This is a genomic window from Sphingomonas flavalba, from assembly GCF_004796535.1.
Lineage (GTDB): Bacteria > Pseudomonadota > Alphaproteobacteria > Sphingomonadales > Sphingomonadaceae > Sphingomonas_L > Sphingomonas_L flavalba.
This window is the reverse complement of record NZ_SPHY01000003.1, coordinates 43689-66890: the sequence shown is the minus strand read 5'-3', so window position 1 is coordinate 66890 and position 23202 is coordinate 43689. Positions and strand designations below refer to the sequence as shown.

Sequence of the window (23202 nt, the reverse complement as noted above, 5' to 3'; positions counted from 1 at the left end):
TAGAAGCCGCTCAAAGCAAATACCTTGAGCGGCTAACTCGATCATTCCTTATGCTTTTTTCTCGGCGTGGTCCTGTAGTCCCCGCAAGCCACCTGCCAGCGTCTGCTGCTGGGGCTGCTCAGACTTCATCGAACGGAAGCTCACCGCGCGTCGCTCCGGTGGTGAACAAGTCACGCCTACTCCCAGCGACGTTTCCGATTGCCAAAAAGAGCCATTTTGCGCTAAATGGCTCGAATGAGGATGGGCCAGTTCCTGCCATGAGAAGCATGTCTGCACGAGAAGCGAAAAACGCTTTTGGATTGATGATCGATACCGCTCGTGCGGAGCCAGTTCGCATTGAAAAGCACGGACGGGGCGTGGTGGTGGTTGTATCGGTTGAGGAATACGATCGGCTTTGCGCTCGGAAGGAACGCAACAACCAAAATGCCGGGGGCGATGGGGGGAACAGGGATGCGGGGGCTAAGTGAGCGAGACATCTGTAGCAAGTTTATTACGCCTGCACTGATTGAAGCTGGATGGGATCTGCACGCCCAAATTCGTGAGGAAGTCAGCCTCACGGCGGGTCGTATTATCGTCCGAGGAAAGCTCACGTCGCGTGGGAAGCAGAAGCGCGCAGACTACATTCTGTATCACAAGCCCAACATTCCGGTTGCTGTTATCGAAGCGAAGGACGCATCACATGCGCCAGGTGCAGGCATGCAACAGGCGCTTGAATACGCCGAAATGATCGGCGTGCCGTTTGCCTTTTCGACGAACGGAGTAGGAATCCTTATGCACGACCGATCATCAGTTAATAGTTCAGTCGAGCATGAAATCTCACTTCGGGATATGCCCTCACCCGCGCAACTATGGCAGGGGTATGCCGCATGGAAAGGGATCCCATCTGCTGGAAATCCTGTCGTCAACCAGGACTATTTTGATGACGGCTCCGGAAAAGCACCGCGCTACTATCAGACGCTGGCCGTCAACCGTGTGATCGAAGAAACTGCGAAAGGTCGCAACAGACTTTTGCTCGTCATGGCGACGGGGACAGGCAAGACCTACACCGCGTTCCAGATCATTTGGCGGCTCTGGAAGGCCGGCGCAAAGAAGCGGATTCTGTTCCTTGCGGACCGCAACATTCTCGTCGATCAGACCAAAACGAACGACTTCAAGCCTTTCGGCGGCGCGATGACCAAGATCAGCAATCGCCAGGCTGACAAGTCTTATGAGATTTACCTCTCGCTTTATCAGGCGGTCACAGGGACGGACGAGGCGGCAAATATCTATAAGCAGTTTTCTCGCGATTTTTTTGATTTGGTCATCATTGATGAGTGTCATCGCGGTAGTGCGGCGGCGGACTCTGCTTGGCGAGAAATCCTCGAATATTTCTCCGGCGCAACGCAGATAGGCATGACGGCCACACCGAAAGAAACGAAAGATGTGTCCAACATCGATTACTTCGGCGCGCCGGTTTACACCTATTCGCTGCGCCAAGGCATCGAAGACGGCTTTTTGGCACCCTATAAAGTCATCCGTTATGACCTCGACAAGGACTTGGTCGGCTATCGGCCGGAGGCGGGAACACGCGATCGTTATGGTCACGAAGTCGACGATCGCATCTACAACCAGCGGGATTTCGACCGTACGCTGGTCCTCGATGAGCGCACCAAATTGGTTGCCTCGAAGATCACAGAATTTCTGAAAGCCACCAACCGATTCGATAAAACCATCGTGTTCTGCGAGGACACTGAACACGCTGAACGGATGCGCCAGGCGCTCGCCAACGCGAACGCGGATCTTATGGCTGAAAACCACCGCTACGTTATGCGGATCACCGGTGACGATGCGCTCGGCAAGGCCGAGCTCGATAATTTCATCGACCCGAGAGCGCGCTACCCGGTCATCGCAACTACGTCGAAGCTTCTGACGACAGGTGTCGATGCGAAGACGTGCAAGCTGATCGTACTGGATCAGCGAATTCAATCCATGACCGAGTTCAAGCAGATCATCGGGCGCGGTACGCGCATCGATGAGGAACACGGCAAGCAGTATTTTACCATCATGGACTTCAAGCGAGCGACAGAGTTGTTCGCTGATCCTGACTTCGACGGCGACCCAGTCCAAATCTATGAGCCGGGTGCAGATGAGTCGCCCGTGCCGCCGGAGGAACGTGATGATGCGACGACCACAACGTTCGGTGAATTCGGTGAGGATGAATCGTCCGATGCCGAAGGCGGCGTTCTTGGCGATCCCTTCGGCGGCGAAGACCGACCGCGGAAGTTCTACGTCGATGGTGTCGAAGTCCGCGTTCTCTCAAAGCGCGTTCAATATCTTGGGCCGGACGGCAAGCTGATCACGGAATCACTGCGTTCCTACGCAAAAAAGACGCTCCAAAAAGACTACAAGACTCTCGATGAATTTCTCCGGCGCTGGAGTGAGGCGGAGAAGAAGCAAGCGATCATCGAAGAGCTGGAAGCGCTGGGCGTCTCGCTGGATGGACTGCGTGACGAGGTCAAGAATGGCGACGCCTTCAGCGCTTTCGACTTGCTCTGCCATGTTGCCTACGGCCAGCCACCACTGACCCGCAAAGAGCGGACAGAACAGGTCAAGAAACGAAATTATTTTGCAAGGTTCGAGGGCAAAGCGCGGGTCGTGCTGGAGGCGCTTCTCGACAAATATGCCGACGAAGATTTCGGCCCGCTGGAAAATGCCAAGGTTCTACAGCTCAAGCCATTCGATGAAATCGGCACCCCGGTTGAGATCGTTAGGGGCGTCTTTGGTGGCAGATCAGCTTATGAGGCCGCCGTCAGAGGGTTGCAGACCGAACTATACCGCGAGGGAGCGTAAGACGTGCCGAATGTATCGGGAGTGATCAAATCCATTCAGGATATCATGCGCAAGGACGCAGGCGTCGATGGCGATGCTCAGCGCATCGGGCAGTTGGTCTGGATGTTCTTCCTGAAGATTTTGGATGACCAGGAAGAGTCGTTGATGCTCCTCAGCGATGACTACAAGTCCCCGATCCCAACTCATCTGCGCTGGTCTGCCTGGGCCACGGACGCCGAAGGCATCACCGGCGATGCGCTTCTCGACTTCATAAACAATCAGCTCTTCCCCAAGCTGAAGAATCTGTCGCTTGAAGGACCGGAACGTGATCGCGCGCGCGTCGTGCGCGCCGCGTTTGAAGATGCCTACAACTACATGAAGAATGGCACGCTGATCCGGCAGGTCGTCAACAAGATCAATGAGATAGATTTCAACAACACTGGTGACAAGCACGCCTTTGGTGATGTCTACGAGCAAGTTCTGAAGGACCTCCAAAGCGCTGGCAATGCCGGCGAGTTCTACACTCCGCGTGCCGTCACCCAATTCATGGTCGACATGCTCGATCCGCAACTGGATGAATTGGTGCTGGACCCCGCGTGCGGAACAGGCGGATTTTTGGCCCACGTGATGGATCACCGCATCGAGAGATATGTTGAAACGGTCGAGGACCGGGCCACGGTCCAGAACAATCTGTTAGGCGTTGAGAAGAAGGCGCTGCCGCATTTGCTGTGCGTTACCAACATGATGCTGCACGGCATCGAAGCGCCAACCAACATCCTTCACGACAATACGCTAGCCACGCCCCTGAAGGATCATAAATGGCGGGGCAAAATCGATGTCATCGTCACCAATCCACCGTTCGGCGGCATGGAGGAAGACGGCATCGAAAAGAACGTACCACAGGCGTTCCAGACGCGTGAGACAGCGGACCTTTTCCTGGTGCTGATTATGGAGCTTCTGAAAGATGGCGGCCGAGCCGCCGTCGTCCTGCCGGATGGCACCCTCTTTGGCGAGGGCATCAAGACGCGCATCAAGGAGAAGCTGATGACGGAGTGCAACCTGCACACCATCATTCGCCTGCCGAACGGTGTCTTCAATCCATATACCGGCATCAAGACGAACCTCTTGTTCTTCGAAAAATGCCACAAGGATGGAAAAGGCAACGTGTTGAATCCGACCTCGGAGGTTTGGTTCTACGAGCACCCCTATCCGGAGGGTTACAAAAACTACTCAAAAACGAAGCCCCTGCGCATCGAGGAATTCAGGGGTGACGACAGCGAACAGGCCTGGTGGGGCGACGTCAAGACGCGTGCTGAACGCAAGGAGAATGATCGCGCTTGGAAGGTGAGCGCCGAAGAGATCAAGGCCAATGGCTACAATCTCGACATCTCCAATCCCCACCGAAAGGAAGATGGTCATAAGGACCCGGCGGAGTTGCTCGCAGCATGGCAGGAGAACCGTAAGCAACTCGCCACCACACAGGAACAGTTGAAGATGGCGCTGGCCGAAGCGCTTACCAAATCGACGGCCGCGTGATGCTTGCAGAAACGTTTCTAGAAGAATTTGGGCGACTCGCGGCCGGAGCGGATGGCATACGGAAGCTACGAGAGTTGGTCCTGAATTTAGCGATCTCCGGAAGACTATCGGATCGGCGGCCAGAGGACGGACACGCGCAAGCGCTCGTCGAAGCTGCGGCCATAGCGATCCGATCTGCGGTTAAGTCAGGAGAAATTCGGAAGCCAAGGTATTTTGGGAAGGCGGAGGACCGTACCCTAGCAAACCCGATACCTGCAAATTGGGTTACGGCATGTCTTGGCGATCTAGGGCTGATCTCTCCTCGAAATGAGGCGCCAGATGAAGCTTCTGTGGGTTTTGTGCCTATGGCCGAAATCGAAGCTAAGTTCGGACTTCCGCACGGATTTGAAGAACGAAAATGGGTCGATATCAAAAGCGGCTACACGCATATCGCAGACGGTGACGTTGTTCTTGCAAAAATTACTCCCTGTTTTGAGAACGGGAAGTCTGCAGCAATAGCCGGCCTGCCAAATCAGCTTGGCGCGGGAACAACCGAATTGCATGTGTTTCGGCAATTGGCCCAAGTAGTTGACCAAGACTACGTACTGGCATTCTTGAAATCCGAGAGTTTCATCCAGGCGGGAGCTCCTCGGATGACAGGTACCGCTGGACAAAAACGTATTCCGGCGGATTATTTTGCGTTGTCGCCTTTCCCGCTGCCGCCCTTTGCGGAGCAAAAGCGCATTGTCGCCAAGGTCGACGAGCTGATGGCGCTGTGTGACGAGTTGGAAGCACAGCAGGCTAAGGAAACCGAGTTGAAGCGCGCGACCGCCGCTTCTGCCTTGCATCATTTGATCGAAGCCAAAACGCCAGAAGAAACCACAGGCCGTTGGTCCCTGCTCGTCTCCGGTTTCAGTGAGCTGTTCGACGATCTGAAAACGATTAAGGCGTTGCGGGGGACAATTCTCCATGCCGCAGCGTTCGGCCGGCTCACTGAACAGCTCTCGACGGACGGATTAGCGAGTGAGCTGCTGGATAAAATAGATGCCCAGCGCTCAAAAATGCTGGTCAAAAACCTTCCATCGAAAAACGAAGCCGCGACGCAAGCTAGAAAGCTGGAGAACCAGTGCATTCCAGACGCTCTCCCTAAGCTTCCTGCAAATTGGCAGTGGGCGACACTCATGCAGTGCTGCCGCTGGGTTGTCGATTGCAGAAACAAGACTGCAAAATATTCTACAGCAGGCGCAACTCTCCTCCGTACAAACAACATTCGCGACGGGAAACTGCGCCTGACCGATGTCAAATTTGTCGATGACGAAACCTATGCCAAATGGACAGAAAGGTACCGGCCTGCGGCAAATGATTTAGTCATCACGCGCGAAGCGCCAATGGGCGAAGTCTGCCTTTTGGACAATCGATATACATACTGCCTAGGCCAGCGATTGATGCTAGCAAGCATGATTCCCGGGACATTTGAGCCGAAGTTCTTGCTGTATTCGCTGCGAGACCCCGAATTAATGAACCGCGTGCAAGACAAACCAGTTGGATCGACGGTTCAACACTTTAGAGTTGGCGGCATTGAAACGCTCTTGGTTCCTGTCCCACCCCTAGCTGAGCAAAAGCGTATTGTCGTTAAGGTCGATGAGCTTATGGCGTTGTGCGACCGGCTTGAAGAACAAGTGCGCGAGGGCGAGCGGCTGAGCGCCGAGCTGATGGCCTCGCTGGTTCACGTCCTAACGGAGACGGACCCGAATGGCGGTGGCGCGGCAGCCCCTGTGAATGCACCCACCAGCGTCCCGCCGCAGCAGATCCACATGAATGCTCCTCAAACGCCAGCGATCAAAAAAAGCGCCCGCGCTGCTTTCAAACCGAATCCGGGAACGAGCCGTACTCCAGATCGCGCACCGAGCGTTGACACCAAGTTCAAAGAGGCCGTGCTGGTCGCTACCATCGTCAACACGTTCTTACAGGCTGGTGGCGAGCCTATCGGCAATTTTCGCCTGCAGAAGGCGGTTTATTTCGCTCGCCGGAGAATGGGCGAGCATGTGGGCGAGATGGCCTATCTCAAGAAGGCGGCGGGCCCCTACAACCCTTCCATGAAATACTCCGGCGGCATCGCCATTGCCAAGCAGAAGAACTGGGTTCGCGAGGCACGCGGTCGCTTCGGCTTCGGCCATGTGCCGGGGACGGATGTTGGCGACGCGGGCGAATGGATCGACACTTACGGCTATGACAAGCCGGCACGCTGGGTGGCCGAGCATTTCCGCTACAAGAAGAACGAGGAATGGGAAACGCTGGCGACGATCGATTATGCCGTCGAGCACCTACAAACGCTCAGCATCGAGCCCGACGCCGCGCAAATCCTCCAATACATCGCCAGCGACCCGGAATGGTGCCCCAAAATTGAAAAGCTGCGGTTGACCGAAATGTCGGTCGCCACCGCCATGCTTGAGGTGCAAGCACTTTTCAGCCCGGAAGGCAGGGATGACTCGGTGTGATCATTTCGCCTCTGGAACATGCGCACGATTTTCAGAAAGTCTTTGAGCTGACGCGGCTGGCGACCACGATCGACAAGGCGGAAGCGGCGCTGGGGACTCTCGAACCGGAGACGATCGACTATTGCAAATGCGTCATCGAGATTATCTGCAAACACATCCTCTCTGAACGCGGAATTCCTTATGATGACCTGAAGCTGCCGAAGCTGGTCAAGCAAGCATTGTCGTCTTGCGGCTTCGACAATGAGGGGATCGCTGGCAACCTTTCGGGGATCGTCGGTGCGCTTGCGGAAATTCGAAACCGCACTGGAATTGCTGGACATGGACAGCACGACAGTCAGGATATGCCGTCGCCAACGGATATCCGGATATTTGTGTCGATTTTCGAAAGTGTTATCAGCCTGCTGTGGCATGCCTTCAGCAAGTTCAACATCGACCTGACCCTGACGAAGCTCCGTTTCGACCTCATAGAGCAACGTCTCGAACTCACGCCCTTCAACGAAGTTTTGGATGTATCAACCTCGATCACCTACGATCAGGAAGAGGGGCGCATCTATATTAACGGCAAAGAAGTACGGCCCTCAGAGCTGCTGTTCATTTTTGACCGGAACTCGTACTCCGAAGAGCTCAAAAAGTTCCATATTTCCGAGGTCGTTGCTGAACCAGATGAGGAGGCATCGGCCACATGACCACGCATCTCACTGCCCGCATCGCCTGGCATGACGACGGATGGAACGGGCGCATCTGCGCGAAGCCAGAACTCAACACCTACTGCGTTGGCCTGAAGTCCTATCCAGGCGACGTGATTCACCGAGAGCGAGACTTGGAGAGGGAAACGGCTTGCGCCGGCCAGGCTGTCTGCAAGCTCAAGGGCGACGACGTACCGCCTTGCATATACAGCATCAATGCCTTTGGACCCGACGCTATCCGCGGCTATTCTAAGCCACCAGACTTCTTCCACGGTGGCGCTGATCGCGAAGAATGGGACATCCCTCCATCGACCGTCTGCGTCTGGCCATATGAAGCCATGTATGGCGATGAGGTTTATACCGACGGCCGGCTCGACAACGATAAGCGCCGCAGCGGCGCAGACGAATTTTTCGCCGAATTGGACGATGGCGAAAGCCTGATTTTCTACTATGCCAACCACTCCAACCCATTCACAGACGAGAACGACCCAAAGTATGTGATCGTCGGTGTCTCGCGAGTAAAGCAGGTTGGCAAGCCGCTCTTCTATCCGAACGCCACGGACGACATCAAAAAGCGCTTCGCTCAGGGCATGGTTTGGGCGCGCAATGTTACGTCCTACTACCCTGATGAGGGCTTCCGCATTCCCTATCACGCCTATCGGGACAAACTCGAAATCCTCGAGAAGATTCTTGTTGCACCTGAAAATCCCGCCACGTGCAAGTACGGTGCGCGTCATCTCACCGACGATACAGCGATCGGGATGCTGGAGCAGCTGCTCGATGCCATAGGCCGGCTCAAAGAGATCGGGGATGCCCAGGAAGATTGGGACATTCGCGAAAAATGGGTGCAGGCGCAAATTGGCAAGCTTTGGCAGCGGCGCGGCTTATACCCTGGCCTGCTTACGGTGATGGAATTTCTCGATGCTGAGGTCAGCATCAACAATGCCAAATGGTATTGCGACAGAAGGGAGGAGAAGAAAGCCTACGAGCTTTTCTTTGGTGCTCTCGACAGCGGCAAGGATTGCCCTGAACTGGAACTTACAGGGTTCGTGGCAAAACGTCTCTCGCGTTCTTGGCGATTGCTGGAAGACGACGCGCGTTTGTTTCTCAAAACAGTCGCCGTGCGCGTCGACTTCTATCTCGACCAGCTTGAAAGCATTGTAGGCCAAAAGCGTACCGCCCATGGACTTCCGGAAGACCTGAAGGAACTCGTCGAAGATCCGTATATGCTAAGCGAACGCTTTGTCGGAGATGCGCCGGAAGACATCATCCCGTGGAGCACGATTGATCGCGGGGTCTTCCCGTCACCTGAGCTCGGCGGTGATGTACTATGCGACATGCTCCTTGATGATCCTCGCAGGCTTCGGTCGCTGTCCGTGGAGCAATTGCAGCGCGAGCCTAACCAGACCTTCCGCCCAGCAGATATCATTCTGAAGGAAATCAATGCCCGCATGGACCGGATGCCGGAATGGAAACGGCATAATTTCAGCCTGCGATACTTTGAAGTTGACCGAGATCCGCTCGAAAAAGCCTTGGTGCTTAAAAAGCAAGATGAGCGCCTCTACCTCTATCTGAAGCAAGTATTTCAGGATGAGCGTAGGGTCGAAAAGACGCTCACAGAACTTTTCGACCGGCCCGCTATCGCTCTGTCCCGTCCACTCCCGGATGGGTTTTGGCTGCGAGCTGTCTCCGATGATGAATCGAGACTTTCGAAGAAGGGCGGGGAGGAATACCAGAAAGCGGTGGCCGCACAAGCAGAGCAATGTGCTCAAATATTTAGGTTGCCTCTTTCAGTTGTGTCCGGTCGTGCGGGCACCGGAAAGACAACGATCATCCGCGCGATAGTCAAAGGCATCCGGCAGGTCGAGGGAGTTGGCGCGCCGATCCATGTGATGACGCCGACCGGCAAGGCAACCGACCGGGTACGCGCCGTATTCGAACGTCACAAGATAGCCGGTGTTGACGTGTCGACGATCCACTCCTTCTTGGCTTCAAATGGCTGGCTCAATGACAACCTGACTTTCAAGAGATGGGGTGGGAAACGCTCTGACCTGGAAGGCACGATTGTCATCGACGAAACATCGATGCTTGATCTTGCGCTCGCCGCTACATTCTTCCGGTCAATCGAATGGCAAAACGTGAAGCGTCTCATCCTCGTTGGCGATCACAATCAACTTCCTCCGATCGGCAGGGGGCGCGTCTTCTCGGATATCATCGAATGGTTGCGCGAGTCCGAAAAGCACAATCTCGCGGTTCTTGAGACCAATATGCGTCAGATGGAAAATAGGCTCGACGGGAAAGGTCAAGGCATCCTCGATCTGGCAGAGCTATTTCTGGTCGATTCCGCCGTACAAAGCGAGCAAACTACGCCTGAGGCAGAGCACCTCCTTCAGAAGGTGCACCAAGGTGGAAAGATCGACGAAGATTTGGATGTTGTCTATTGGAACTCGGCCGATGACCTAGTGACTAGCGTGGTGTCAGACCTGGTTTCAGTCCTGCCTCGGGATGAAGCGGACGCGCCGATCTATAAATTATGGCGGAATGAAATTATTCAGAACAGCCCGGAACGCTTGCAAGTCCTGACTCCGCACCGTGGGGAACTTCATGGTGTTGAGGCACTGAATACTGAACTCCAGTCTATTTTGACAAATGACCTAATCGATAGGGTGGGCGCAGTCGATGGCATCACTCTGAACGACAAGGTCATCCAGATTCAAAATAGGACATCTCGGCGGGGACTGTGGGCCTTTGATTTTGCCCTCGGAAAAGCGCGACAAGTTGAGCTTTTCAATGGAGAAATTGGGTATGTCGAGCCTCACAACTTTGACCGAGGGGACCTTAAGAGGGTGTTCGCGGGCTACAGCAAAAAGCGCCTGAAGCGATTTCAGGTGAAGTTCGCGCGAAAAGAAAAGATTTGCGTAAATTATGGTCGTGAAATCCCAACAGCGACGAAAGGTAAATTAACGTCCGAGAGCGTCGAGAATAATCTTGAACTCGCCTACGCAATTTCAATCCACAAGTCTCAGGGAAGCGAATTCGAGCAGACATTCGTTGTCCTGCCTGCGTCTCGCCGACCGCTCAGTGCGGAACTTCTTTATACCGCGTTAACACGCGCTCAAGGCCACTGCAGGCTGTACGTCCAAGGCAATCTCTCACCATTATTGGACGCGCGGCGAAAAGAGAATGCTCAGAGCGTACTCGTGTCGTCATCGCTGTTCGGTCGTTTCAGGACAGTTGACGAGCGCCTGCTGGCTAGAAACGGCTGGTATGAAAGCGGCAAGATTCATGAAGCGCTCAGCGGCGATATGGTGCGCTCGAAATCGGAGGTGATAATTGCAAATCTGCTCCATCAAGCAGGGATACCATTCACATATGAAGAGCCACTCTATGCTGAAGATGGTAGCTTCTTTCTGCCAGATTTCACGCTTCGGGTGGCTGGGGAGAAATATTTTTGGGAGCATTGGGGGATGCTGTCCGAAGAAGGATATTCCGCACATCGTGATCAAAAGAAATGTTGGTACGAGTCGAATTTTCCAGGTCGTCTGATTGAAACATCCGAAAGCAGCCAACTTAGTTCGGAGGCAAATCGCCTGATTAAGGGAATTGCGCGACCATAAATCCCTTGGGTGATGCCATCCCAATGTACCGGCAGTTCCATGCCTTGATTATATTGGAATGTAGGATTCGTAGCGAACGGTTGTGGGTGTGGAGGGGTAGATATGGGCAATCCTCAAAATTTCAGCGTCGACGTTCCACGGAGATGCCATATGCTTCTCGAACAACTGTGGCCTTCAGTCTCCAACAAGGTTGATGGCCGGGCACTCCCGCTGAACGCTTCATTCCTGCTAGCGATCTCCACGCCAATGGTGAACTTGCCCATCGAGAGGATCTGGAAGCCTCAGAAAGGCAGAGCCGTCGGTCATCTTAATGACGCCATCCTTGATGCCTCGCTAGCAAAAACTGTGAAAGCGGATATTGGCCAAGCCTCCGTCACAAAGGCAACTTTTTACACAGCAGGCGCGTGGCGATATCACTATTTACCAAAGGGTGCAGCGTTACCCGACCTTTCCAAACAAGGACTACCAGCGGACATTCAAGAAGCCCTTTCTGCGGATAGCGCGCTGACTGCCGCCGACGCTCTAGCGACGGAAACATTCTGTAGCATTCTGCGAAACGGGTTGGCTCACGGGGGCGTTCTGTACCTTGATAGCCACGGCCAGACAACGGAAGGATCGCCAGTGACGAGGTTCTGCTTTGTCAGCACAAAGCAGAAAAGTCAGGCTGTCCAGGGCCTTCACTTCCTTCAAGTCAAGATGAAAGATTATCGTACATTTCTCGGTCAGTGGGTCGGTTGGCTTCAAGGCGCGACTGCAACGATCGCACGATGAGGAACATAGCATGCCCACCACCGGAGTCTCGCTACATCAATCCACATTATAAGCCGAAGTAGGGGGGCTGCAGATGGTACTGAAGGGAAGCAGTGAGCAAGCTTTCGGACGAAAGCTCTGGGACGCTCATATATTTAAGAGGGGTATAGCTTGGGTGTATTTCTCTAAATTGAGGCACGAGCAAAAGACCGAAATGGGGTAGGAAACGGACTGGAAAGTTTCGGCGACTACGCCGGGAAAGCTGCACTCTACTTGCTGAACGGGCTTCGGCAGCAACGCGCCTACAATCAATCCGGTCCTTCGGAGTTTGTCGGCTAGCATTTCTGTACTTGAGCAGCCTGACAAGCTCATTCACCTTCGAGGCGCTCCTGGACTTCTGTCACGAAGCGCGACGGATTGTGCTGCCCATGCACGAGATGGATCTCATGCCTCGCGCGTGTGAAGCCGACATAGAAGAGGCGTCGAGCCTCACGGACGTCGTTCTCCGTGGCATTGCTACGCGGCAATCGGCCTTCCTCCGCGCCGAACAGGATCACCACATCGAATTCGCGCCCCTTGGCGCTGTGCAGCGTCGACAGATTGAGACGATCGAGGCCGCTCCCGATTCCCGCGAACTCACCTAACGGAAAATCATCGACATCGCCGGCTGGACCGATACGCGCGAGAAAGTCGTTTAGTGTCCCGTATTCATCAGTGAGTGATCGGGTGAGATCGACCCGGGGTCGAATGATGTCGTCGCGCAGAGCTGCCAGCCAATCGGAGAGGCTGAGCGTCTCGTCCCGCCGATCCCATAACGCTGCGGTGAGGTCGCGCTGGAAGGTGAGCCGCTCATCCTCATCGGTTATGGTTTCGCGGAACAGCCTGATGCCTTCGCTTACCACACGAGACAACCGAGGCGTCCCTGATCGCCAACCCCCACAGCACCACATTGCGCATTGCTCTAGCCATCGCATCAACCTGCTGCCGCGCGGATACAGTGCGTTGCCGTCGGTCCGTATCACGGAATAGCCATGTTCTGCAGCCGCATTGGTAACCTCATCGCCAAGGAATGCCGCAGGATACAGCACCGCGATCTCTCCGAGATTGATGTCAGACCGACGCTCGCAGATCTCCGGGATCAGCTCCTCGACGAGATATCGTGCGTGCCCGGCATAGCCCCCTGTACAGGGGTGAAAATAGATCGTTCCTTCATGGGCACCGTCTGGCGCCTTGTAGCCTCGGTTCTCTCCGAGCGCATATTCGGACGCACTGACGATTCGCGAGCCGCAGCGATAGTTGAGACCTAGCCGCACCGTCTCGACGTCATCGCGCTCGGACAGTCGTCGCAGCAGCTCTGGCGTTGCGCCGGTAAAGCCATAGATCGACTGGTCGACATCGCCGACCGCTAACAACCGCATGCCCGCGCTGAAGCAGAGGCCCATCACCATACCGTGGAGCGCACGGCCCAAGTCCTGATACTCGTCTACGGCTAGGATTGGATATTTCGCCACCATCGCCGTTCGAAGCCACTTGTTGGCAGCAAGGGCACGCACCGCGAGGAGCGGCATGTCGTCAAAATCTATCAGCCGGAGAGCGCGAAGTTCGGCCTCATACGCCTCGACGAGTTCGGTGAGCTGCGGGTCGAGCGTTCTCCACTCCGGCCGCTCGCGATTGAGGAACCGGCGCCGATGACGGCCGACCCGAATGTCCCAGTTCTGCGGGTTCTCCGGCCCACCTATGACTTTCGCATGAGCGGCAGCCAATGCAGCTCGAGTCTGCTGCCGGGTCGCCACCGTGAATTCGTCAGGCAGGCCCAGCCCGGCCACCCTGGCGTAGGGCAGCAGAATTTGTGTGAGTGAGAATGAGTGAACAGTTCCGATAAAGACGCGTCCGCCCGGTGCGATGCCGAGCGCTTCCAAGCGGCTTTCGAGCTCGCGTGCACATTCGTTATTGTAGGTGATACAGGCAATACCGCGTGGCTCGTCCACATCCTCGCTGAGCATTCTGGCGAGTTTGACCGTCAGCGTCTTGGTCTTGCCGCTGCCTGGCCCAGCCAGCAGTACGCAATGCCCGGTCGATTCATAGGCCTGCCACTGCTTCTCGTTGGGACGCAGATCTTCTGCCCCCTTGAGATAGAGAGCCCGGTTAAACGAGACCGACGACATGATTGATCGCATCCGCAATATAGTCGGGCACGAGCTTGCCAGGCGCGCGCGTCGCTAATCTTTGCGCGAACCGGCCCTTGCCCATCTGTTCGATCATCTTGAGCAGTTCATCAGCGTCGAAAGCCTTCGGCTTCGCTTCCCATCCGTCGAGGATCGCCTTGCGCTCGGCGCTAAAGTTATGCTCGCGGAGGGTGTCGATCATTTCCTGAGCATAGTCTCCCTCGAACAGCTCGGTCTCGAGTGTGCTCCAGTTCACGAAGATGCCAAACTTCTGGATTTCGGCAAATGTCTCGCCCCAAGTCTTTTTGTCCTTGATGGCTTTGACCACTGCATCGGTATCCTCACCGCCAGCGGCCTCGTCGATGATACGAACGAGCTTGAGCGCCCGATTGTAAGCGCGGGGTTTCTCGTCCACTTCGTCATAATCGGTGATGATAGAGAATGGGATGCCCAAGGCGCAGAGTAGCTTCACATAGGGCTGGAAGTTGGTCCCGGCAACCGAGCAGACCGACACGCCATGCTCGTCGAGGGAGATGTCCATATCCTCGGCAAATGCCGGGATCAGAAACCGCTCCGCGTCACCTTCGACGAGGATGACGCCGCGCGCGAAGACCATCTCCGCGCGGGTGACATCGAGATATCGTTCGAGATCTTCGGTGTCGGCTTTGGTGAAGTCGGCTTCGGCGGTCGAGTATCCCCTCGTTCCCTCGTTCAAGTGCGACCGAAGAAGCAGGAGAGACCCTAGCGGTGCGACGCTTGCGATATGCGGCGAGTGGGTGGTCAAAATGACCGAAAGCGGCCCGGCAGCCTCCCCGTCATCGTTGTCATCGACACCGTGTTCGCCATCGACGATCGTCTCAAACAGATGCTTATAGACCAAGCGCTGGAGGTGTGGATGGAGGTGCGCCTCCGGCTCCTCGATCGCGAGCAATGACTGGTCGCGCTTGTTGGCAGCGATCAAGCGCTGAAGATCGAGCAGTTTGAGCGTGAGAAAGATGAGATTTGCCGAACCCAGGCTGGCGTCGGCGACGCCGCGCCGCCCCTCATCTATCAGCAGCCGGATCTGACGATTGATGCGCGTGGCGTCGGTCGCGCTGAATCCAAGTGATGGATGCACATCCTGCTTCGATCCCGCCATTGCCAAAAACAGCTCTGCGATGCTGGCTTCGAGCGCCTTCACCTCGTCGAAGTCAATCGCCGTAGCGCTTGCCTCCGCGATCTTGTCTCCGATTTCTTTGAGCGCTTCCTTGTCGATGCCGATGAACGCATCCTCTACGAGAGGACGAAGTGGCGACCGGCGCCAAGCGGCAAGGTCCCCCTCGGCGTCCCGAAGCGCCGGCAAAAGGTCCATCGTGATGCGGCGCCGAAGATCATGGCCAAAGCGCTTAGCTTCATCCTCACCGCCGAAGCAGACGAACGAGAAATCGTCGTCACTAGCGGGGGCGTGATCGAGGCCAGGCTGAGCACGCAATTGATAGGTAAGGCGGACTGTCTCCGGGTCGTCATCGAGGCGGTAGTCGGTCAGCACCGCCAGGACATCGAGGTCTTCCTCGAAATCCTTGATCTCCACCGAGATGGTGATGGTCGTCTCGGCGGTGATCTCCTCCAGCCCATCCCAGAAGTCGGCGAGACCGAGCTGCCGGCTGCTATCGGGCAGTGAGGGGTCGAAGATCAGGCGCAGCCCAAAGAGCAGATTGCTCTTTCCGACGCGGTTTTCGCCGACAATGACAATGTTACCGCCAAGCGCGACATCAAGGTCGCGGAAGTTGCGGAAATTCTCAATCCTGATTCGCGACAGATACATAATGCCCCCTCCTACCAACCCATATCATAAATGATCACATTCAGGATTTGCCATGCCCGGAAAAACGGTGAGCGTAATAAATAATGCCTCGAAGCAGTGCAATTGCCACATATGTTTGATATTATAATGACGCGCAATCATCTAAGATATAAAGAGAAAATGGCGATCCGATGCTTGAAATTATGGACATTTTTAAAACTATCTCTCAAGTCGCTATCCCGCTTCCACGGGGTGTTCGCACCCAACAGTCGGCACCGGGCGTTGGTCACGCCGGCAAAACGGGGCAGGGGCAACAAGGTCAGGGTGGCTGATGAACCGGCAACACCAGCACAACGGCGAGCGTCGATGACATGGGCGCAACGGCTCAAGCGTGTTTTCAATATCGACATCGAGACCTGCAGCGGCTGCGGCGGCGCCATGAAAGTCATCGCCTGCATTGAAGACCCTATAGTGATCAAGCAGATCCTTGATCACCTGAAGCACAAAGCCGAAACCAGCGGGACCAGGGCGTTACCCGAAAGCCGGGCGCCACCGGCTGAGCTGCTCCTGGGTCTGTTTGACTGACGAGCCTGAAGGCCAACGATACCAATCAAAATGCTGCGTTCACAGCGCCGCGGCAGGGATCCGCCGTGCTGGTTGTCGGAAAAGGAGCCGCTAGTGGGAAAGAGGAGGGTAAATTTTCAGCGTTGCTGGCTCCCCGTCAGCCGGATTGGGTTGCATCGCAGGGGTGTCGAAAGAGTCAACTGCGGTCCAAAGCTGTTGGACTTGGGTGAAAAGGGCGTTTATTCTTCCTATACGTTGTCGGCAGCGGGCCAAAAAGGAATACGTCCATGCCCATCGAGGTGAAACCGGCTGTGAGCGCGGGTTCAAGCATATAGCCCGACAGGCGCGTATCCTTGCCGATCACGACACGATGGCGGTGGTCACCGCGACGAAAGACACGGCCAGCCGCCATGCCGACGCGCAAGGCGGTTTCCGCCGTCATCGCGCCTTCGTTGGCTTTGCCACGAATACCGTCTGTGCCGAAATATTTGCGCACCATAAGGTCGATTATCCTGTCGTCGGGTCGCCCTCAAAGGGGACATGCCTGCTGAACCGCGAATATAGAGAAATATCCCGAATGTGCAGTTAACGAATTCTTGCGGTTTCTTTCAGCGCCGCCAATACCGCCAGCCCGTCGCGCAAGGGGCGCGGCTCGTGTGTGCGGATGAAGTCAGCTCCACCTGCGGCGGCGGCAAGCTCTGCAGCGAGTGTCGCGGCCCCGACATCCCCCGGACCACGGCCTGTGAGCGCGCGCAGAAAGGATTTGCGCGAAACAGACAGAAGCACCGGCAAATCGAAGCGCAGCCGCAATTCATCGAACCGCGCCAGCACCGAGAGCGAGGTTTCGGGAGCAGCCCCCAGAAAAAACCCCATGCCGGGATCAAGGACAAGGCGGTTGCGTTTGATACCGGCACCCGTCAGCGCCGCGATGCGCGCGTCAAAGAACGCCGCAATGTGATCCATGATGTCGCCAGCGGGTGCCTCGCGCCGATCTGCCTGCCCGTCTTGCACCGAATGCATAACGACGAGTTTGGCAGATGATTTCGCCAATTGCGGATAGAACGCAGCGTCTGGAAAACCGCGAATATCATTGAGATAGGCCACACCACGCGACAAGGCATAGGCTTGCGTCGCGGGTTGATAACTGTCGAGCGAGACGGGAATGCCATCTGCCTTGAGCGCGTCCAGCACCGGCGCGATACGCGCGATTTCTGTGTCGGACGAAACAGGCGCGGCGTCGGGATTGCTGGATGCCGGACCGAGGTCGATCACATCTGCCCCCTCGGCCATCAGCTTACGCGCCTGCGCAATGGCTGCGTCTGGCGCCAGATACCGGCCTCCATCGGAGAAACTGTCCGAGGTTATGTTGACGATGCCGAAAATGATGAGCGATTTATTCATGGGGGCTTCTATAATAATAATAATCGAGCATGAGTCTCATCCTGCATTCCCCAAGTGGCGTGTCGTTTGAGGTGAAGATCGCCTGTATCCGAGCGCTAGACAAGGATTTTCTGCCGCAAGCGGCACCTGCGGTCGCGCAGACTGCTGGATCTGGACGGATCAGACCGCGAAGCCGCTGTTTCCTTGCCCAGGGGCGGCGTTTTTCAGCGCAGCGGACAGATCTGTCCAGCCGCTTTCGTTCAGTTTGAGCGTGGATCGCGATCATGCGCATAGCGGTGGCGCTCGCAATCGGCGGATAGCGGCGAGGATGGCGCGTACCATCGTGCCGGTGACAGCGACCTCGGCCAGCTGGAAGGTGATGGTGCGGGCGTGACGGACCACACGTGCCCCGATCTTGATCAGCTTCAGTTGCAGGCTGGTCAACGACCAGTCGGCCATGGCCTCGGGCAGCTCGATGCAGTGCAAGAAGGTGGCCAGGTTGTACGCCAGGGCGTGCAGTTGCAGCCGCACCTCATTGTCGCGGAACTTCCGGCACGACAGCCGCGTCCAGCGAAAGGCGTATTTGCCCTCTTTGATGTGCTGCTCGGCGGTGCCGCGCTGGTTGTAGAACCGCACCACCCAGTCCGGCTCCATCGGCAGGTTGGTGACGATGAAGCCGACACGCGGGAACAGTTCGCCCGGATGCCATTCGATCTTGGCGATCACCCGGCGTTCCTTGTCCCAGGACGCCGCCTGATACTCGAATTCCTCGAAGAACCGCTTGACCTTGGTCAGTGACGGCCGCCCGACAGGGCGCGTTAGCCGATGCGCGATCTTGTCCTTGAGGACCGCGTTTGCGGGCAGCCGGATGGCGTAGAAGAACCGCGCTTCTTCCAATCGCTCATAGATCGCCGGGATCGCGTAGGCAGCATCGGCCCGGAAGAACCTGCCACCAAGGTCGCGCTCCGCGTAGCGCGCAATGACGGGGTCGAGAACATCACGCCAGCCATCGGCGCTGTGGACGTTGCCATGGCGCAGGGCGCAGCGTTCCAGCATCCCGAACTGGTTGAACAGAAAGTTGGGGTGATAGCAGCTACAGTCGAAATGGCCATTCCAGGCGGACCCTTCCTGGTCGCCATGGGTCGGGCTGACCGAGCTGTCCATGTCCAGAACGATGTACTTCAGCCCGTTACGGTCATGGAACCGGTCGATCCATTGCCCGTTCAGGTCGGCCAGCGCGGCACGGTTCCCGGCCAGAGCCAGCGTCTCGGTCTCGAACCGTCCCATCTGCGATGCCGAGGCCGCTTGTGCATCGACCGCTCTGCCGCCGACAACTTGGCGCATGACCGGATCGCAGGCGAGACGGTTGGCGTCGTTGACATCCTCGTATCCGGCCAGCCGCCCAAAGACTGATTGCCGGAACAGGCCGTCGAGCCGATGGACCGTGTTCTTGCCAGAGCGAGTATCGCGCAGCGCCGCTGACGCCAAATCGGACAACCCGAGCGCGTCATCAAGCTCGCGCATCACCAGAAGGCCGCCGTCGGAACTGAGCTGCGTGCCGCGAAATTCCAGCCGCACGCGAGGGTCGAAATCCACCCGATCTGCCCGTTGCAAGCCCGCACCCTCTGGGTGATCCATGAAACGCGCCCCTCGCAGCCTTCAACACCATGTTTTATATAGGAAATATAATGGTCAGGACAGCGAAATCAGCGCCTTACTTGGGAAATGTGGGCACATTTCAGCACGATCAAGACTGTCTAGATCGCCCCCAATCTTGTCGTCCTCAGTCGCTGTACGAAGGGCAGCTTTCGGGAATCCGCAAACGGCCATCGAATGTCCGAGATGGGGTCGCAAGCGCCATCTCCGTTGGCAAGATATATCGGGCTATAGTGTAGAATCGGCGGTTTACTATCTCACCCGGTGAGATGCGGTAATCGGCGGCAATATCGCACCATAGAGGGTAATCGGCGGTGTTTGGCGGAACGGGAGGGATTCGAACTTAGAGGTTTTCACCTATTTTGACTTGGGAGGCGAGTTGCCAAGATCAGTAGGGTAACTGCTAGGACATATGCCTCAGCCGTTCAACAAAAGCGGGCCTTAGAGGGATATGGCGTAGACGTAGTTTCAGCTCGACCCGGCACCGCGCGGCAAGCTCTGCCAATTACCCTATCGGCAGACGATTACATCAAAGCCGCCGTCAGGTTCATCCGCCGCGCCAAGGCTTCATCACTCTCCTTTCGCTCGGAATAGCGATCCGTCAGGTAGGACGACACGTCGCGCGTCAGCAGCGTGAACTTCACCAGTTCCTCCATCACATCGACCACCCGATCATAGTAGGGCGACGGTTTCATCCGGCCGGCTTCATCGAATTCCTGATATGCTTTGGCGACGGACGACTGGTTGGGGATCGTCACCATTCGCATCCAGCGGCCGAGCACCCGCATCTGGTTGACGGCGTTAAAGCTCTGCGAGCCGCCGGAGACCTGCATGACGGCGAGTGTCCGGCCTTGCGTCGGCCTTACCGCGCCGACCGAAAGGGGAATCCAGTCGATCTGCGCCTTCATCACCGCGCTCATCGCACCGTGACGCTCCGGGCTGGTCCAGACTTGACCTTCCGACCAGAGCGAGAGTTCGCGCAGTTCCTGCACCTTGGGATGATTGATGTCAGCCCCGTCCGGCAACGGCAGTCCGTGTGGATCGAAGATGCGTGTTTCCGCCCCAAAATGTTTCAGCAGACGCTCGGCCTCGAATGTCAGGAAACGGCTGTAGGATCGTTCACGCAGGGAGCCGTAAAGCAGCAGGATACGCGGCGGGTGGGTAGAGGGTGTCGCATCGCGCAGCCTGCCAATGCCCGGAATATCAACGCAACCGGCGTCGAGATTGGGAAGATCGTCCGGCATCAACGCTGCTCTTTCGCGAGTTCGGATGCTTTTCCGCCGCGCTCATACCAGCCTTTGGAGCGGTTCACGATCCAGACGACCGAGAGCATCACCGGCACTTCGATCAGCACGCCGACGACAGTGGCGAGCGCCGCGCCCGAATGAAAGCCGAACAGGCTGATGGCGGCAGCAACCGCCAGTTCGAAGAAATTCGACGCCCCGATCAGCGCAGAAGGACCCGCGACGCAATGCTGCTCGCCGGCCATCCGGTTGAGCAGATAGGCAAGGCCGGAGTTGAAATAGACCTGAATCAGGATCGGCACGGCCAGCAGGCCGATAATCGCAGGCTGGGCGATGATCTGCTCGCCCTGAAAGCCGAACAGCAGAACCAGCGTCGCCAGCAGGGCAACGAGGGAGGCCGGGCCGAGCTTTGCAAGCAGGCGGTCGAGCGCTGCCTGCCCGCCGCTCGCCAGCATCCGGCGGCGGATGATCTGCGCAATGATGACGGGAATGACGATATAGAGCACGACAGACAGGGCCAGCGTGCCCCATGGCACGGTGATGGCGGACAGCCCCAGCAGCAGGCCGACGATGGGTGCGAAGGCGACAACCATGATGGCGTCGTTGAGGGCGACCTGGCTCAATGTGAAATGCGGCTCACCCTTTGTGAGGTTCGACCAGACGAACACCATGGCCGTGCAAGGTGCTGCGGCAAGAATGATGAGGCCGGCAATATAGCTGTCGATCTGATCCGCCGGCAGATATGGCCGGAACAACCAGCCGATGAACAGCCATCCCAGCAGCGCCATCGAAAACGGCTTTACCGCCCAGTTGATGAACAGCGTCACGCCGATGCCGCGCCAGTGGCGGCCGACTTCTCCGAGGGCGGCGAAGTCGATCTTGAGCAGCATCGGGATAACCATCAACCAGATCAGCACCGCCACCGGCAGGTTGACCTTGGCAATTTCCATCGAGCCGATGGCCTGAAATGCGCCCGGCAGCAAGTGGCCGAGCCCGATGCCAACGACGATGCACAATGCGACCCAGAGGGTGAGGTAGCGTTCGAAGGTGGACATGGAATTTCCTCAGGCCGTGGCCACGCGCCGGCCGTGTTCATCGATCACCCGCTCGCCATCTTCCTTGATGAACGCGCCGCGCTGCGGCGGCAACAGGTCGAGCACGTCCTCGGACGGCCGGCAGAGCTTGACGCCCTTTGGACTGACGACGATGGGTCGGTTGATCAGGATGGGGCGCGCCATCATGGCGTCGAGCAACTGCTCGTCACTCAAAGCCGGGTCGCCAAGGCCCAGTTCCGCATAGGGCGTGCCCTTCTCGCGCAGCAGTTCCCGCACCGATATGCCCATGCGCGCAATAAGTCGGGTCAGCATCTCGCGCGACGGCGGCGTCTTCAGATATTCGATGACATGCGGCTCGACGCCCGCATTGCGGATCATCGCCAGCGTGTTGCGGGAGGTGCCGCAATCGGGGTTATGATAGATGATGACATCCATGGCCTGCCTCACGCTGCACTGTTGCGTGGAGACGACGCGCCGTCGGATTGGCCGATCTCGGTCAGCTTTGTGCGCAGCGACGCCTTATCGAGACTGGCGACCGGCAGGGACGTGAAGGCCGAGATGCGGTTCTTCATGTAGCGGAAAGCCGCAACGAAGGCGGCTTCCTTCTGAATGTCCGACCCCTCGACGGCCGCCGGGTCTTCGATACCCCAATGCGCGGTCATGGGCTGTCCGGGCCAGACCGGGCAGGCTTCGCCGGCGGCGTTGTCGCAGACGGTGAACACGAAATCCATGACAGGCGCGTTTGGGCCGGCGAACTCTTCCCAGTTTTTCGAGCGAAAGCCCTCGGCGGGGTAGTCGAAGCTCTTCAGCACCTTCAGCGCAAAGGGATTGACCTCGCCTTTTGGCTGCGACCCGGCGGAGAAGGCGCGGAAGCGACCCTCGCCATCCTTGTTCAGGACGCTTTCCGCGAGAATCGAGCGCGCGGAATTACCGGTGCAGAGGAATAGAACGTTGAAGACGCGATACTCTTGTCCATCAGACATGGGAGGTTTCTTTCGTGGGTTCGCAGCAGGAAGACAATGCCGCCATTGCCGGATTGCAGACCTCCGGGTGGCCCTGACAGCAATCGCGCATGAGGAATTCGACCAAGCCGGACAACGTGGTCAGCGCGGCGCTGTAGATGATCGACCGCCCCTCGCGGCGGGACTCGACAAGCCCCGCCTGTTCGAGATGGCTCAGATGAAACGACATACGGGACGAAGATGCGCCATCCATCGCATCGCCGATGGCTCCGGCTGGCATGCCTTCCGGGCCGGCAGTCACCAGCAGTCGAACGATGCGCAACCTCGTTTCCTGTGAGAGTGCTGCAAAGGCATTAAGGGCTTGCTTCTCGTTCATTGTAATCTCAACAATTCAAGAATCATTGAGATGATAACTACTCCAAAGCTGTGCCGTACGCCAGCGGAAATTCTCGACGGCCTAACAGAGCGAGGCTGCGTCAGCGGCCTTGCCAGCCTTAAGGAGGGCTATGGAGGGGAATA

Annotated in this window: 16 protein-coding genes and 2 pseudogenes; 8 read left to right on the top strand and 10 right to left on the bottom strand. The window is 56.9% G+C overall.

Translation table 11 applies throughout. The annotated features are described in order from the left end of the window. Window positions 1-50: 50 nt before the first annotated feature. The 7 genes from E4A53_RS15040 (at window position 51) to E4A53_RS03955 (ending at window position 11895) form a co-directional block, all read left to right on the top strand. Window positions 51-467: a type II toxin-antitoxin system prevent-host-death family antitoxin gene (locus tag E4A53_RS15040; protein WP_338054972.1), complete on the top strand. Its 417-nt coding sequence runs from the start codon at window positions 51-53 to the stop codon at window positions 465-467. Next, on the top strand, window positions 436-2829 hold the full coding sequence (gene hsdR, locus E4A53_RS03980) for an EcoAI/FtnUII family type I restriction enzme subunit R (protein ID WP_420822600.1): 2394 nt from the start codon (window positions 436-438) through the stop codon (window positions 2827-2829). The genes E4A53_RS15040 and hsdR overlap by 32 nt, the downstream gene beginning before the upstream one ends. 3 nt (window positions 2830-2832) lie before the next feature. Beyond that, entirely contained in the window at window positions 2833-4344 is a 1512-nt protein-coding gene (locus E4A53_RS03975; protein WP_136161831.1) for an N-6 DNA methylase, read from the top strand. Between the two features lie 344 nt (window positions 4345-4688). Then, a complete protein-coding gene (locus E4A53_RS03970; protein WP_338054971.1) occupies window positions 4689-6821 on the top strand; it encodes a restriction endonuclease subunit S in 2133 nt (710 codons plus the stop codon). Continuing rightward, entirely contained in the window at window positions 6818-7507 is a 690-nt protein-coding gene (locus tag E4A53_RS03965) for an abortive infection family protein (RefSeq protein ID WP_136161829.1), read from the top strand. The genes E4A53_RS03970 and E4A53_RS03965 overlap by 4 nt, the downstream gene beginning before the upstream one ends. Continuing rightward, the gene (locus tag E4A53_RS03960; protein ID WP_136161828.1) at window positions 7504-11124 is read left to right on the top strand and encodes an ATP-dependent DNA helicase; all 3621 of its coding nucleotides are present in this window, start codon (window positions 7504-7506) and stop codon (window positions 11122-11124) included. The genes E4A53_RS03965 and E4A53_RS03960 overlap by 4 nt, the downstream gene beginning before the upstream one ends. A gap of 150 nt (window positions 11125-11274) precedes the next feature. After that, window positions 11275-11895 (top strand): hypothetical protein, encoded by a 621-nt coding sequence (locus E4A53_RS03955; protein ID WP_136161827.1) that lies wholly within the window; start codon window positions 11275-11277, stop codon window positions 11893-11895. Between the two features lie 347 nt (window positions 11896-12242). Here the strand turns inward: E4A53_RS03955 and E4A53_RS03950 are convergent, their stop codons facing one another. Next, window positions 12243-14039, bottom strand: coding sequence for an ATP-dependent helicase (locus tag E4A53_RS03950; RefSeq protein ID WP_136161826.1), 1797 nt, complete (start codon window positions 14037-14039; stop codon window positions 12243-12245). Continuing rightward, on the bottom strand, window positions 14020-15843 hold the full coding sequence (locus E4A53_RS03945; protein WP_136161825.1) for an ATP-dependent nuclease: 1824 nt from the start codon (window positions 15841-15843) through the stop codon (window positions 14020-14022). Before E4A53_RS03945 ends, E4A53_RS03950 begins: the two co-directional genes overlap by 20 nt. A gap of 210 nt (window positions 15844-16053) precedes the next feature. Between E4A53_RS03945 and E4A53_RS03940 the strand changes: the two are divergent. Next, window positions 16054-16407: pseudogene (locus E4A53_RS03940) on the top strand (IS91 family transposase); the annotation flags it as partial. Between the two features lie 235 nt (window positions 16408-16642). Here the strand turns inward: E4A53_RS03940 and E4A53_RS03930 are convergent. From E4A53_RS03930 to E4A53_RS03895, 8 genes and pseudogenes are all read right to left on the bottom strand, one after another. Next, a pseudogene (locus E4A53_RS03930) lies at window positions 16643-16885 on the bottom strand (phosphoglucosamine mutase); the annotation flags it as partial. Window positions 16886-16971: 86 nt separating this feature from the next. After that, complete coding sequence (gene sul2 / locus E4A53_RS03925) at window positions 16972-17787, bottom strand: sulfonamide-resistant dihydropteroate synthase Sul2 (protein WP_001043260.1); 816 nt, start codon at window positions 17785-17787, stop codon at window positions 16972-16974. A gap of 261 nt (window positions 17788-18048) precedes the next feature. Then, a complete protein-coding gene (locus E4A53_RS03920) occupies window positions 18049-19404 on the bottom strand; it encodes an IS1380-like element IS1247 family transposase (RefSeq protein ID WP_078527637.1) in 1356 nt (451 codons plus the stop codon). Between the two features lie 542 nt (window positions 19405-19946). Further along, a complete protein-coding gene (arsH, locus tag E4A53_RS03915) occupies window positions 19947-20666 on the bottom strand; it encodes an arsenical resistance protein ArsH (RefSeq protein WP_136161824.1) in 720 nt (239 codons plus the stop codon). After that, window positions 20666-21721: an ACR3 family arsenite efflux transporter gene (arsB, locus tag E4A53_RS03910; RefSeq protein ID WP_136161823.1), complete on the bottom strand. Its 1056-nt coding sequence runs from the start codon at window positions 21719-21721 to the stop codon at window positions 20666-20668. The genes arsH and arsB overlap by 1 nt, the downstream gene beginning before the upstream one ends. Before the next feature lie 9 nt (window positions 21722-21730). Then, window positions 21731-22156 (bottom strand): arsenate reductase (glutaredoxin), encoded by a 426-nt coding sequence (gene arsC / locus E4A53_RS03905; RefSeq protein WP_136161822.1) that lies wholly within the window; start codon window positions 22154-22156, stop codon window positions 21731-21733. 8 nt (window positions 22157-22164) lie between these two features. Then, window positions 22165-22704, bottom strand: coding sequence for an arsenate reductase ArsC (locus tag E4A53_RS03900; RefSeq protein ID WP_136161821.1), 540 nt, complete (start codon window positions 22702-22704; stop codon window positions 22165-22167). Then, the gene (locus E4A53_RS03895) at window positions 22697-23059 is read right to left on the bottom strand and encodes an ArsR/SmtB family transcription factor (protein ID WP_136161820.1); all 363 of its coding nucleotides are present in this window, start codon (window positions 23057-23059) and stop codon (window positions 22697-22699) included. Before E4A53_RS03895 ends, E4A53_RS03900 begins: the two co-directional genes overlap by 8 nt. Window positions 23060-23202: the final 143 nt, after the last annotated feature.

Excerpts from the sequence above, each read along its gene's own strand:
- E4A53_RS15040 (WP_338054972.1), top strand. The coding sequence starts at position 51 with ATGCTTTTTTCTCGGCGTGGTCCTGTAGTCCCCGCAAGCCACCTGCCA.
- hsdR (WP_420822600.1), top strand. The coding sequence starts at position 436 with ATGGGGGGAACAGGGATGCGGGGGCTAAGTGAGCGAGACATCTGTAGC.
- E4A53_RS03970 (WP_338054971.1), top strand. The coding sequence starts at position 4,689 with ATGGCCGAAATCGAAGCTAAGTTCGGACTTCCGCACGGATTTGAAGAA.
- E4A53_RS03960 (WP_136161828.1), top strand. The coding sequence starts at position 7,504 with ATGACCACGCATCTCACTGCCCGCATCGCCTGGCATGACGACGGATGG.
- E4A53_RS03955 (WP_136161827.1), top strand. The coding sequence starts at position 11,275 with ATGCTTCTCGAACAACTGTGGCCTTCAGTCTCCAACAAGGTTGATGGC.
- E4A53_RS03950 (WP_136161826.1), bottom strand. The coding sequence starts at position 14,039 with ATGTCGTCGGTCTCGTTTAACCGGGCTCTCTATCTCAAGGGGGCAGAA.
- E4A53_RS03945 (WP_136161825.1), bottom strand. The coding sequence starts at position 15,843 with ATGTATCTGTCGCGAATCAGGATTGAGAATTTCCGCAACTTCCGCGAC.
- sul2 (WP_001043260.1), bottom strand. The coding sequence starts at position 17,787 with ATGAATAAATCGCTCATCATTTTCGGCATCGTCAACATAACCTCGGAC.
- E4A53_RS03920 (WP_078527637.1), bottom strand. The coding sequence starts at position 19,404 with ATGGATCACCCAGAGGGTGCGGGCTTGCAACGGGCAGATCGGGTGGAT.
- arsH (WP_136161824.1), bottom strand. The coding sequence starts at position 20,666 with ATGCCGGACGATCTTCCCAATCTCGACGCCGGTTGCGTTGATATTCCG.
- arsB (WP_136161823.1), bottom strand. The coding sequence starts at position 21,721 with ATGTCCACCTTCGAACGCTACCTCACCCTCTGGGTCGCATTGTGCATC.
- arsC (WP_136161822.1), bottom strand. The coding sequence starts at position 22,156 with ATGGATGTCATCATCTATCATAACCCCGATTGCGGCACCTCCCGCAAC.
- E4A53_RS03900 (WP_136161821.1), bottom strand. The coding sequence starts at position 22,704 with ATGTCTGATGGACAAGAGTATCGCGTCTTCAACGTTCTATTCCTCTGC.
- E4A53_RS03895 (WP_136161820.1), bottom strand. The coding sequence starts at position 23,059 with ATGAACGAGAAGCAAGCCCTTAATGCCTTTGCAGCACTCTCACAGGAA.